The sequence below is a fragment of the Leclercia tamurae genome, from assembly GCF_025566055.1.
Taxonomy (GTDB): Bacteria; Pseudomonadota; Gammaproteobacteria; order Enterobacterales; family Enterobacteriaceae; genus Enterobacter; species Enterobacter tamurae.
In genome coordinates this window covers 153,621-165,929 of the sequence record NZ_JAMHKS010000071.1, presented here as the reverse complement: position 1 = coordinate 165,929, position 12,309 = coordinate 153,621, and the positions used below count along the sequence as shown (strand labels likewise).

11 protein-coding genes are annotated in these 12,309 nt (G+C 58.2%); 7 read left to right on the top strand and 4 right to left on the bottom strand.

Translation table 11 applies throughout. From position 1 onward, the window contains the following. Positions 1 to 3: 3 nt before the first annotated feature. Positions 4 to 948, top strand: a complete 945-nt coding sequence (locus M8318_RS09770; RefSeq protein WP_262662283.1) for a divergent polysaccharide deacetylase family protein — start codon at positions 4 to 6, stop codon at positions 946 to 948. 6 nt (positions 949 to 954) lie between these two features. Here M8318_RS09770 and M8318_RS09765 read toward each other — a convergent pair whose 3' ends face one another. The 3 genes from M8318_RS09765 to kbl form a co-directional block, all read right to left on the bottom strand. Beyond that, entirely contained in the window at positions 955 to 1,755 is an 801-nt protein-coding gene (locus tag M8318_RS09765; protein ID WP_262662282.1) for a glycosyltransferase family 2 protein, read from the bottom strand. A gap of 140 nt (positions 1,756 to 1,895) precedes the next feature. After that, positions 1,896 to 2,921 carry an L-threonine 3-dehydrogenase gene (tdh, locus tag M8318_RS09760; protein WP_106995454.1) on the bottom strand — a complete coding sequence of 342 codons (1,026 nt, stop codon included), beginning with the start codon at positions 2,919 to 2,921 and terminating at the stop codon, positions 1,896 to 1,898. A 9-nt stretch (positions 2,922 to 2,930) separates the two neighbouring features. Then, entirely contained in the window at positions 2,931 to 4,127 is a 1,197-nt protein-coding gene (kbl, locus tag M8318_RS09755; protein ID WP_106995453.1) for a glycine C-acetyltransferase, read from the bottom strand. A 215-nt stretch (positions 4,128 to 4,342) separates the two neighbouring features. On the opposite strand from kbl, the gene rfaD reads away from it, so the two are divergent. Genes rfaD through M8318_RS09730 form a run of 5 tightly spaced genes read left to right on the top strand, consistent with a single transcriptional unit; the run spans position 4,343 to position 9,516 of the window. Next, entirely contained in the window at positions 4,343 to 5,275 is a 933-nt protein-coding gene (rfaD, locus tag M8318_RS09750) for an ADP-glyceromanno-heptose 6-epimerase (RefSeq protein WP_106995452.1), read from the top strand. Between the two features lie 2 nt (positions 5,276 to 5,277). Continuing rightward, the gene (gene rfaF, locus M8318_RS09745; RefSeq protein WP_262662278.1) at positions 5,278 to 6,324 is read left to right on the top strand and encodes an ADP-heptose--LPS heptosyltransferase RfaF; all 1,047 of its coding nucleotides are present in this window, start codon (positions 5,278 to 5,280) and stop codon (positions 6,322 to 6,324) included. 3 nt (positions 6,325 to 6,327) lie between these two features. Beyond that, positions 6,328 to 7,314: a lipopolysaccharide heptosyltransferase RfaC gene (gene rfaC, locus M8318_RS09740; RefSeq protein WP_262662277.1), complete on the top strand. Its 987-nt coding sequence runs from the start codon at positions 6,328 to 6,330 to the stop codon at positions 7,312 to 7,314. Further along, entirely contained in the window at positions 7,307 to 8,410 is a 1,104-nt protein-coding gene (rfaQ, locus tag M8318_RS09735) for a putative lipopolysaccharide heptosyltransferase III (protein ID WP_262662275.1), read from the top strand. Before rfaC ends, rfaQ begins: the two co-directional genes overlap by 8 nt. Next, positions 8,407 to 9,516, top strand: coding sequence for a glycosyltransferase family 4 protein (locus tag M8318_RS09730; protein ID WP_262662274.1), 1,110 nt, complete (start codon positions 8,407 to 8,409; stop codon positions 9,514 to 9,516). Before rfaQ ends, M8318_RS09730 begins: the two co-directional genes overlap by 4 nt. Here M8318_RS09730 and M8318_RS09725 read toward each other — a convergent pair. Then, positions 9,495 to 10,598, bottom strand: coding sequence for a glycosyltransferase family 4 protein (locus M8318_RS09725; protein ID WP_262662273.1), 1,104 nt, complete (start codon positions 10,596 to 10,598; stop codon positions 9,495 to 9,497). The genes M8318_RS09730 and M8318_RS09725 overlap by 22 nt on opposite strands. 256 nt (positions 10,599 to 10,854) lie before the next feature. On the opposite strand from M8318_RS09725, the gene M8318_RS09720 reads away from it, so the two are divergent. Next, the gene (locus M8318_RS09720) at positions 10,855 to 12,225 is read left to right on the top strand and encodes an O-antigen ligase family protein (protein WP_332018615.1); all 1,371 of its coding nucleotides are present in this window, start codon (positions 10,855 to 10,857) and stop codon (positions 12,223 to 12,225) included. Positions 12,226 to 12,309 lie beyond the last annotated feature (84 nt).

Below are 12,309 nucleotides of genomic sequence, written 5' to 3'. Positions count from 1 at the left end.
GTTTTGCTTCAATTTCGTCGTATGGTTCTCCCCCTCGTCAGCGCACTGGCGCTGGCGATGCCGGTTTACGCAGGTAAACTCGCTATCGTCATTGATGACTTCGGTTATCGTCCACACACAGAAAATCAGGTCCTGGCGATGCCATCCGCCATCTCCGTCGCCGTGCTGCCGAACGCGCCACACGCGCACGAAATGGCCACCAAAGCCCATAACAGCGGGCATGAAGTGTTGATCCATCTGCCGATGGCCCCGCTCAGCAAACAACCGCTGGAAAAAGATACCCTCCGCCCGGAGATGAGCAGCGACGAGATCGAGCGCATCATCCGCGAGGCGTATGGCAAAGTGCCTTACGCCGTGGGTCTGAATAACCATATGGGCAGCGCCATGACCTCCAGCCTGTTTGGCATGCAGAAGGTGATGCAGTCCCTGGCGCGCTACAATCTCTACTTCCTCGACAGCATGACCATCGGCAACAGCCAGGCGATGCGCGCCGCGCAGGGCACCAGCGTGAAGGTAATTAAGCGCAAAGTGTTCCTCGATGACACGCAAAACGAGGCCGATATCCGCGTCCAGTTTAACCGCGCCGTGCAGGTGGCCCGCCGCTCAGGCTCAGCGATCGCTATTGGTCATCCTCATCCGTCTACCATTCGCGTATTGCAGCAGATGCTGCCGACCCTGCCTGGGGATATCACCCTGGTGCCGGCGAGCAGCCTGCTCAATGAGCCGCAGGTGGATACTTCTCACCCGGTGAGCCCGCCACCAGCAGGCACCGCCCCTGGCACCAAACCGCGTAACCCGTTCCGCGGCGTAACGCTTTGTGCGCCGAAGCAGCCGCCGGAGCCGGTCTACGTGACCCGTTACTTCTCGGTGATTGGGGAGAGCATCAGCCAGAGTTCTCTGATGAAGTATGTCCAGCTGCAGTGGCAGGGCTGGGGTAAAAAAAGCTGATACCCCTTACTCAATGACGTGAGAGTCTGCGCGCTCTTTGCCCGCAGACTCTTTTTGTTCCTGGCGCTGATACCAGGCTTTGAAGTATTTCAGGAAGCTGTAAAAAGTGGCGTAGAGGCCTGTCACCACCCCCACTCTCCCCTGGCGCCACGCGCCGCTGAACAGATACCACTTGAAGAACGCGCCGATGGCGCTAATCACCCCGCGCGCAATCGAAGGGCGTACGGTCTGGTACTTCACCAGACGGCTGGTGTAGCTGTTCAGCTTGTTGAAGACCTCATGCAGCGAATAGAAGGTGTCATGACGCACCCGGCCCGGAATTTTAACCGACTGGATCGCCCCTTCCACTTTGTCATCCACCGGACGCTGATTAAACCGCGCCTGGGTACGGTTAAAGAGCCGTACCGGAAAATCGGGCGAGGAGACGGGATAGATCGTCCGCACTTCTTCCCCTAACACATGCCAGTAGCGGGCAATGCGCCATGCCTGCTGCGGATGAGGTTCGTCACGCGCCTTCAGGCGCAGAATAAAATCAACGGTTTCAGCATCAAGGATCTCATCGCTGTCCATGCAGAGCACCCAGTCATTGCTCGCCAGTTCGATGGCGTGGTTCATCTGTACGCCATGCATGGTATAGGGCTGATGATGGGGGGTGATGCCGTATTCCTGGCAAATCGCTAACGTAGCGTCGTGACTACCCGAGTCGAGGACGATGATCTCATCGGCAACAACGATCAACGGAGGCAGGACTTCACGCAGCAATCGTGCTGAGTTACAGGTCAATAAACAAACGGTGAGCTTGAACATAGGCGCTGTAAAGTTGAGTAAACCTGAACAGACTCTATAAGCGAAGGCTGAAAAAAGCGAAGAAAAGCGGATAACTATCCGGTTGTGGACCGAAAAACGTGAGGCCTGCGAAAAAAAAGCGCCCGCAGGCGCTTTTCGTTTTAATCCCAGCTCAGGATCACTTTCCCGGACTGGCCTGAACGCATCGCGTCAAAGCCTTGCTGGAACTCATCGATGGAGAAGCGATGAGTAATGAGTGGCGACAGATCCAGACCGGACTGGATCAGGGCTGCCATCTTGTACCAGGTTTCGAACATCTCACGGCCATAAATGCCCTTGATGAACAGACCCTTGAAGATCACTTTGTTCCAGTCGATGGACATATCTGACGGCGGAATACCCAGCATCGCGATACGGCCACCGTGGTTCATGGTGTCGAGCATGGTGCGGAACGCTGGCGGCGCGCCGGACATCTCCAGACCGACGTCAAAGCCTTCGGTCATCCCCAGCTCTTCCATCACGTCAGCCAGGTTCTCTTTCGAGACATCCACCGCACGGGTGACGCCCATCTTGCGCGCCAGTGACAGACGGTATTCGTTCACGTCGGTGATCACCACGTTGCGGGCGCCCACGTGCTTCGCCACGGCTGCCGCCATGATGCCGATCGGGCCTGCACCGGAGACCAGCACGTCTTCGCCTACCAGGTCGAACGACAGCGCCGTGTGCACTGCGTTGCCGAACGGGTCGAAGATCGACGCCAGATCGTCGGAGATGTTGTCCGGGATTTTGAAGGCGTTAAACGCCGGGATCACCAGGTATTCTGCAAAGCTGCCCGGACGGTTAACGCCCACGCCGACGGTGTTACGGCACAGGTGAGTGCGTCCGCCGCGGCAGTTACGGCAGTGGCCACAGGTGATATGGCCTTCGCCGGAGACGCGATCGCCAATTTTAAAGCCTTTCACTTCCTGACCAATGCCAACCACTTCGCCCACATATTCGTGGCCGACAACCATCGGCACCGGAATGGTCTTCTGCGACCACTGGTCCCAGTTGTAGATGTGAACGTCCGTGCCGCAGATGGCGGTTTTACGAATTTTGATCAGCAGATCGTTATGACCGACTTCCGGCTCCGGAACGTCGGTCATCCAGATGCCTTCTTCCGCTTTCAGTTTGGATAATGCTTTCATTACGCGTCCTCAGGCAATTACGCCCAGCTGTTTGCCGATGCGGGTGAAGGCTTCAACCGCACGCTCAATTTGTTCAGGGGAATGCGCCGCCGACATCTGGGTGCGAATACGCGCCTGACCTTTTGGCACCACCGGGAAGAAGAATCCGGTGACGTAAATCCCCTCTTTCTGCAGCTCGCGGGCAAAGTTCTGCGCCACCACGGCATCGCCCAGCATCACCGGGATAATGGCGTGATCGGCACCGGCCAGGGTAAAGCCCGCCGCGGTCATTTTTTCGCGGAACAGACGGGCGTTTGACCACAGACGGTCGCGCAGATCGGCACCGGACTCCACCATCTCCAGCACTTTGATGGAGGCGGAAACAATGGCCGGGGCCAGGGAGTTGGAGAACAGATACGGACGGGAACGCTGACGCAGCCACTCCACCACCTCTTTGCGCGCCGCGGTGTAGCCGCCGGATGCGCCGCCGAGCGCTTTGCCCAGCGTGCCGGTGATGATGTCCACCCGGCCCATCACCTCACAGTATTCGTGGGAGCCACGACCGTTCTCGCCGACAAAGCCGACCGCGTGCGAGTCATCGACCATCACCAGCGCATCGTATTTGTCTGCCAGATCGCAGACGCCTTTCAGGTTGGCGATCACGCCGTCCATCGAGAACACGCCGTCGGTGGCAATCAGCACGTGACGCGCCCCGGCCTCGCGAGCTTCCTTCAGACGGGCCTCCAGCTCAACCATGTCGTTGTTGGCGTAGCGGAAACGCTTCGCTTTACACAGACGCACGCCGTCAATGATCGACGCATGGTTCAGGGCATCGGAAATGATGGCATCTTCCGCACCGAGCAGGGTCTCAAACAGACCGCCGTTAGCGTCGAAGCAGGAGGAATACAGAATCGCATCTTCCATGCCGAGGAACGCAGCCAGCTTGCTCTCCAGCGCTTTATGGCTGTCCTGGGTGCCGCAGATGAAGCGCACGGAGGCCATACCAAAACCGTGGGTGTCCATGCCTGCCTTCGCGGCAGCGATCAGCTCAGGGTGATTCGCCAGACCTAAATAGTTGTTGGCACAGAAGTTAATCACATGACTGCCGTCGGCAACGGTGATATCCGCCTGCTGAGCAGAAGTAATGATCCGCTCTTCTTTGAACAACCCTTCCGCACGCGCGGTTTCCAGGTCACTGTTTAACTGTTTGTAAAAATCACCACGCATTGCAATTCTCCAGACTCGGCAAATTTCGGCACATATTACCCAAAGCTATACCCCGATACGAGATGACGCATTAACAGTTCTCGTTTTTGCAGCATAAATCACGTGTACCCCTGCGGGATGTCGGTGAATGGCTGATGGGGAGTCATACTAATGATATGATATGACTATTAGTGTCCGGGATTGTCCCCGGACGCCACACTTCAAAGGTTACAGCTATGATCATCGTTACCGGCGGCGCGGGCTTTATTGGCAGCAATATTATTAAGGCCCTCAATGACAAAGGCATCACCGACATCCTGGTGGTGGACAACCTGAAAGACGGCACCAAGTTTGTTAACCTGGTGGATCTGAACATTGCCGATTACATGGATAAAGAAGATTTCCTTATCCAGATTATGGCGGGTGAAGAGTTCGGTGAGATCGAGGCCATCTTCCATGAAGGTGCATGCTCCTCCACCACCGAGTGGGACGGCAAGTATATGATGGATAACAACTATCAGTACTCCAAAGAGGTGTTGCACTACTGCCTGGAGCGTGAGATTCCGTTCCTGTACGCCTCTTCTGCTGCCACCTACGGCGGGCGCACTTCAGACTTTATTGAATCCCGTGAATTTGAGCAGCCGCTGAACGTTTACGGCTACTCCAAGTTCCTGTTCGACGAATACGTGCGCCAGGTGCTGCCAGAAGCCAACTCGCAGATCGTTGGCTTCCGCTACTTCAACGTCTACGGACCGCGCGAAGGCCACAAAGGCAGCATGGCGAGCGTGGCATTCCACCTCAATACCCAGCTGAACAACGGCGAAACCCCGAAACTGTTTGAAGGCAGCGATGGCTTCAAACGTGACTTCGTCTACGTGGGTGACGTGGCAGCAGTGAACCTGTGGTTCTGGGAAAACGGCGTCTCCGGCATCTTCAACCTGGGTACCGGCCGCGCAGAGTCCTTCCAGGCGGTAGCCGATGCGGCGCTGGCGTATCATCAGAAAGGCAGCCTTGAGTACATCCCGTTCCCGGACAAGCTGAAAGGCCGCTACCAGGCATTTACCCAGGCGGATCTGACCAACCTGCGCGCCGCCGGCTATGACAAGCCGTTCAAGACCGTTGCCGAAGGCGTGACGGAGTATATGGCCTGGCTGAACCGCGACGCATAAGTATGAAAATTCTGGTGATTGGCCCGTCATGGGTGGGCGACATGATGATGTCGCAAAGTCTCTATCGCACGCTCAAGGCGCGCTATCCCCAGGCGATAATTGACGTGATGGCACCCGCGTGGTGCCGTCCGCTGTTATCGCGGATGCCGGAAGTGAACGAGGCGATCCCGATGCCGCTCGGCCACGGGGCGCTGGAGCTTGCCGAACGCCGCAAGCTCGGCCATAACCTGCGCGACAAGCGCTACGACCGCGCGTTTGTCCTGCCCAACTCCTTTAAATCCGCGTTAGTGCCTTTCTTTGCCAGCGTGCCGCACCGCACCGGCTGGCGGGGCGAGATGCGCTACGGCCTGCTGAATGATGCCCGGATCCTGGATAAAGAGGCCTGGCCCCTGATGGTGGAGCGCTACGTAGCGCTGGCCTACGACAAAGGCGTGATGCGCAGCGCGAAAGATCTGCCCCAGCCGCTGCTGTGGCCGCAGCTCCAGGTCCACGAGGGTGAAAAATCCCAGACCTGTAACGCCTTTGGCCTGTTACCCGATCGTCCGCTGATTGGCTTCTGTCCTGGCGCGGAATTTGGCCCGGCAAAACGCTGGCCGCACTATCACTACGCTGAGCTGGCGAAGCAGCTGATCGATGAAGGCTATCAGATTGTGCTGTTCGGCTCGGCGAAAGATCATGAGGCGGGGAATGAAATCCTTGCCACGCTGAGCATTGAGCAGCAGGCCTGGTGCCGTAATCTGGCCGGAGAAACCCAGCTGGAGCAGGCCGTTATTCTGCTCGCCGCCTGTAAGGCCGTGGTCACAAACGACTCCGGCCTGATGCACGTTGCCGCGGCGCTGAACCGCCCGCTGGTGGCGCTGTATGGCCCGAGCAGCCCGGACTTTACTCCACCGCTGTCGCATAAGGCGCGGGTGATCCGTCTGATCACTGGCTACCACAAAGTGCGTAAGGGTGACGCCGCCGAAGGCTATCACCAGAGCCTGATCGACATTACCCCGCAGCGAGTCCTCGACGAGCTTAACGAGCTGCTGTTGAGTGAAGAAGGGTAACGGATGCGGGTACTGATCGTTAAAACCTCCTCGATGGGCGACGTACTGCATACATTGCCCGCGCTCACCGATGCCATGCAGGCGATACCGGGTATCCGTTTTGACTGGGTGGTGGAAGAAGGCTTCGCGCAGATCCCGGGCTGGCATCAAGCCGTAGACCGGGTGATCCCGGTGGCGATCCGTCGCTGGCGCAAAGCCTGGTTCTCCGCACCGATAAAAGCCGAACGTCAGACCTTTCGCGAGGCGGTTCAGGCACAGCATTATGATGCCATCATTGACGCCCAGGGGCTGGTCAAAAGCGCGGCGCTGGTCACCCGACTGGCGCACGGCGTGAAGCACGGTATGGACTGGCACAGCGCCCGCGAGCCGCTGGCGAGCCTGTTCTATACCCGCCGCCATGCAATCGCGAAGCAGCAGCACGCGGTGGAACGCACCCGGGAGCTGTTCGCCAAAAGCCTGGGCTATGCGAAACCGCAAATACAGGGCGATTACGCCATTTCCCGGCATTTCCTGCACGATTCAGAACCCAAAAGCGCGCCTTATCTGATTTTCCTGCACGCCACCACCCGGGATGATAAACACTGGCCGGAAGCCCACTGGCGCGATCTTATCGGCCTGCTGAGTAATGCGGGCCTGCGCATTAAGCTCCCATGGGGTGCTCCGCACGAAGAGGCGCGGGCGAAGCGTCTGGCAGAAGGCTTTGATTACGTGGACGTCCTGCCGCGGATGAAGCTGGACGGCGTGGCGCAACAGCTGGCTGGCGCCACGGCAGTGGTGTCGGTGGATACGGGTCTCAGCCACCTGACGGCGGCGCTGGATCGTCCTAATATTACGCTTTACGGCCCGACGGATCCGGGTCTGATTGGCGGCTATGGCAAAAATCAATATATCTGCCGCCCGGAACATTCATCGCAGCTGAGCGACCTTTCCGCCGCTGCGGTCTTTGCGCAATTAGAGCCGTTGCTGGCAGCAGAGAGAGCCTATGTCTGATTTTTTCTCAGCGGAGCGCCCACCGAAGCGCGTGCTGATCGTTAAGCTGCGTCACCACGGTGACGTCCTGCTGACCTCGCCGGTCTTTACGGTGTTGAAAAAGAACTACCCCGATGTCGAAGTGGATGCCCTGGTGTATGACGACACCCAGGCGATGCTCACCAGCCATCCGTATATCGACCAGGTGCATACCATTGGCCGCAACTGGCGCAAAAAAGGCTGGTTCGCGCAGTTCCGCCTGTACCGTGCCCTGCTCAATACCCTGAAGGCGCGGCAGTATGACGTGCTGATCAACCTGACCGAACACTGGCACGGCGCGCGGCTGGCGCGTCGTCTGAAACCGCGCGTGTCCGTCGGCTTTAAGCCCGATAAACGCGGCGGGCTGGCACGTCGCCGCTGGGTGAAATCCTTTACCACCCTCTACCCGGCGATCCAGGATAACAGCCGCCATATGGTGGAGGTGAATCTGGACGCGCTGCGGCGGATCGGTATTCATCCGCAGACCGATGCCGACAAACATACCCTGTTTGTGCCGGGCGACGCGGCGGAAGCGTCGATTGCGGAGAAACTGGCCAGCTTTGGGCTGACGAGCCAGTCCTACATTCTGGTGCACCCGACGTCGCGCTGGATGTTTAAGGCCTGGGATATCAACAAGCTGGCGGCGACCATCGATAACCTGGCGGCCCGCGGCCTGCCGATTATCCTCTCGGCGGCACCGTCAAAAGAAGAGACCGCCTACATGGATGCGCTGCGTGCCGCGCTCACCCAGCCGGTGTTTGATTTAAGCGGCCAGTTAAACCTGAAAGAGCTGGGCGCGCTGATGAAGCACGCGCGGGTCTACTTTGGCGTCGATTCGATGCCGATGCACCTCGCCAGCGCGGTGGGAACACCAACCGTCGCCATCTTCGGCCCTACCGGGGCGATTAAGTGGGCGCCGTGGGGCGTGAACTACCGGGTGATCGTGGCTGGATTTACCTGTCAGCCCTGCGGTAAAGCGGGTTGCGGCGACAGCGGCGTCTCCGACTGCATTACGGCGATCACCCCGCAAATGGTGCTGAGCGCCATCGATACCCTGCTGCTGGAAAACCCGGCATGAAGCTGGCTATCGTCCGACAGACCTATAACCCCAACGGCGGCGCGGAGCGTTTTGTCTCCCGCGCGCTGAACGTGCTGGCGCAGGATACGGCCCTGGACGTGACGCTGATCGCCCGTCAGTGGGAAGATGCCGCCGGCTGGAAAACCCTGACGGTTAACCCGGCCTTCCGCAACCGGCTCGATCGCGAGTCGGGTTTTGCCGACGCCGCGGCGGCACAGTTTGCCCAGTTTGATATTGTGCAGAGCCACGAGCGCATTCCGGGGGCGACCATTTTCCGTGCCGGGGATGGCGTACATGCCACCTGGCTTGCGCAGTACAACCGCATCCAGTCCCCGCTAGCGCGCTGGGCGCAGTCCCTGAGCCGCTACCATCGCTATATTTTGCAGGCGGAAGCGCAGATGTTTACCCATCCTGCGCTGCGCAACGTGATCTGCAATTCGAAAATGGTGCGGGATGATATCGCCCGCCGGTTTGGCCTGCCGGACGACAAGCTGACGGTGATCTACAACGGTGTGGATACTGCCCACTTCACTCCTGAGGTGCGCTCGCGCTCCCAGCGTGATGCGCTGGGGATCCCCCAGGCAGCACCAGTGCTGGCCTATGTCGGCTCCGGGTTCAGCCGTAAAGGGGTGGCGACGGCGCTGCGCGCTATTGTTCCTCACCCTGATGTCTGGCTGCTGATCGCCGGGCGCGACAAGCATGCGCGCAAATTCGAAAAGCTGGCCCAGACCCTCGGCGTGGCGTCACGAGTGTGTTTTCTCGGACCGGTGGCCGATGTGCGCCAGGTGTACGGCACCGCTGACGCGCTGATCCTGCCGACGCTTTACGATCCCTTCCCGAACGTCTGCGTTGAAGCGCTGGCCTGTGGCCTGCCGCTACTCACCAGCCATGGCTGCGGCGCGGCGGAGTGGATTGAAGAGGGGGTGAACGGCTGGGTGCGCGATGCGCTCGACAGTGACGGATATCAGCAGGTGATAAACCTCTGGCTGCAGGGTCGTGAACAGGGTGTGGATTATTCAGCAGCGGCGCGCGCCACTGCTGAGCCCTATACCCTGGAACGGATGGCGAAAGAGCTGCAGGCGCTCTACCGCGACCTGCTGCGCTGAGCCGCGGTGGAAAAGACCTTTTCCATCGCCTCCAGCATGCACTCGCGGGTGAAATGGCTGCACAGGTAATCGTACCCCTGCTGCGCCAGCGTTTCGCGCAGCGCGCCATCGTCGTATAACTGCACAATCGCCTCGCGCAGCGCCGTTTCGTCGCGCTGCGCAATCAGGATCCCGGTCTGGCCGTTAATCACCGCATCTGCCGTGCCACCCGCGTCGGTGGCAATGGTGGCGATACGCGAGGCCAGCGACTGCAGTACCCCCTGCGGGACGCCTTCCATATCATGCGAAGGGCTGAGCGCGACATCAAAGGCCGGGAACCAGCGCTCTGGATCGCTGCGGTGTCCCGCCACCACCACCCGCTCCTGCAATCCCAGGTCGATAATCTCCTGCTCCAGCGTCGCTTTATGCGGCCCTTCGCCGACGATCGCCAGCCTGATGTGCGGATTATCAATGGCGGCCAGAGCACGCAGCAGCACGCTATGGCCTTTGTTAGGCCGCAGGTGCGACACCACGCCCAGCCAGAAATCGGCCTGCGACAGGCCGCAATGTTCACGGGCGGCCTGTTTATCCGCCGGATGAAAACGTTGGGTATCCACGCCGCTCGGTACGGAGGTGCTCTGAGCCATCGGCACGCCGATATCCGCCATCTGCTGGCGCAGCGCTTCCCCGGTAGTCACGATATGGGCGCAGGCTGTGCGAAACAGCCAGCGGGTGGTCCAGTTGTTGCGCGGCACGCCGGAGGCATGACGGGTACGCACCAACGGAACCGGATCCGACAGGGTGAGATTGGCCAGCGCCACCAGCCAGGTATCGGCGGAATTGTGGCTGTTAATGACATCAACGAATTGACGGTTCTCTTTCAGCCAGCGGCGCAGGAGCAGCAGGTTATGCAGGTTTTTACGTCGTAGCGGCATAGTTACGACCCTTAACCCGGCATCGCGGGCCAGGCCGTGTAGCGGTGCACTCTCCGGGCAAAGTATGGTCACCTGATGGCCGCGCTGAATCATCCCTAAGGACTCATTAATGATGCGTAATGGCTGACCGCCCTTACCACCGTCTGCTTCAGTGTGAACGATATGCATACTTTTCCTGTTTATTGTGCAAGAACTTGCCGTAACAGCAAATTATAACCGTTACGGCCCAGGTAATACATAAAGCCAGGCGCCGGAAAGTGCGTAACGGATTATTCTTGCTTACAAACATTGTCCTTCTGTAGGTCAGGCATTTGTGATAGTTTTCTCTGGCTTTTTATTTCCCATGGAAAAACCGTGGAGATGGCTCACAGCGTTGTTAACCAGCCGGTCAAGAACCGAGAAATCCTTAACCAGCCCAAAATATATGACAAATACTCGTAACATTCTGACAGGCCTGTTAGTCCTTGCTGTACTGGCTTTATGTTTTATCTGGCCTATTCCCAACGATCAGCTGCCGTTTCACCGCAATGGATTGATTTATCCCATTGTCGCCGTGGCGCTTGGCCTGTTTTTTAGCGGAATAACAACCAGACAACGGCTGGATTTAAGCAAAATTAAGTTCGTTCTTATTGTGATATGGGCGTTAACTTTCTTTATTCTGATTAATGGCTTTTTTGTCGCCCCGGACATAAAAGAAATGGTTTCTGCCTGGAGTGGCCAGTGGTTACGCCCGGTATTACTGTTCTGCGCTGGCCTGGTATTATTGCCGGCGATCCAGAGAACATTCCCCTCCATGTCCGCCGCCCGCTTCTTTACGCTGGTGATCCTTTTCTTCTGGGGCGTGGTCTGCGTACATTTGCTTGATACTGTCTGGCTCTACTGGCGCGATGGGGTTATCCACTGGGGCGAAACGCGGATCGTCTATAACCGCACCCGCATGAGCTTCCAGGTCAATATGATTACCGGCTTTATCATGGCCGAGTTGCTGGCGCGCGGTCTGTTACATCAACGTTTCCTGCGCCTGAATACACCGATGCTGGCGTTAATACTGTTAAGTAATCTGCTGTGTACCGCGCTGGTGGATACCCGCTGGGGCACTATCGGTCTGGTCGGCAGCCTGTTCTCAACCTTTATCCTGTTGAGCCTGCACAGCATGCGCCGCAGTCGTGTCGTCGTCACTGGTGGCATTCTGGTTGGTCTTATTATTGCCTCTGCGCTGCTCGGTTACGCCTCATGGAAAACCGATCCGCGCTGGCAAACCCTTGAAAGTGATGCCATTGCTGGATGGAACGCCCCCTTCACAAGCTTTTGTTATAATAAAACAGACGGAGCGGTACCGGTTAACAGTCTGGGTGTACCTATGAACCACTCCAACGGATGCCGGGCCAGCTTCTTCCATCAGGGCTGGAACCTGATTGCCGAACATCCGGCAGGCGTAGGGGCTAAAAAAGAGGCCTTCCGCTACGTGCTGCGCCGGGATACCCAGGATAACCGGATTAATATTCCTCACAGCCACTACGGCCTGATTGAATTTGGTATTCAGAACGGTTTTGCTGGCATCGCGGGCTGGCTGATCCTGCTGGTGGGCTGCTGGTATATCGGCTGGCGTGAGTTCCGTCGCGGCAAAATGATGGTGGGAATGTTCCTGCTGCTCTTTACCGTCGGCTTCTTCTGCCGAACCATGGTCGATCACAACCTCAAGGATCACTATCTGGAGCAGTATATGTTGCTGACCGGTTTGCTGGTTGGCATGTGCGCTCTGCGCCCTGCAAACACCGAAAAGCAAACGTCCTGATAAATCTGGCACGCCAGGGGAATAATCACCCTGGCGTGGAACGCTTTAGCCCGTCGGCTGTCGAATTGCCAGCAAATGGCCTCG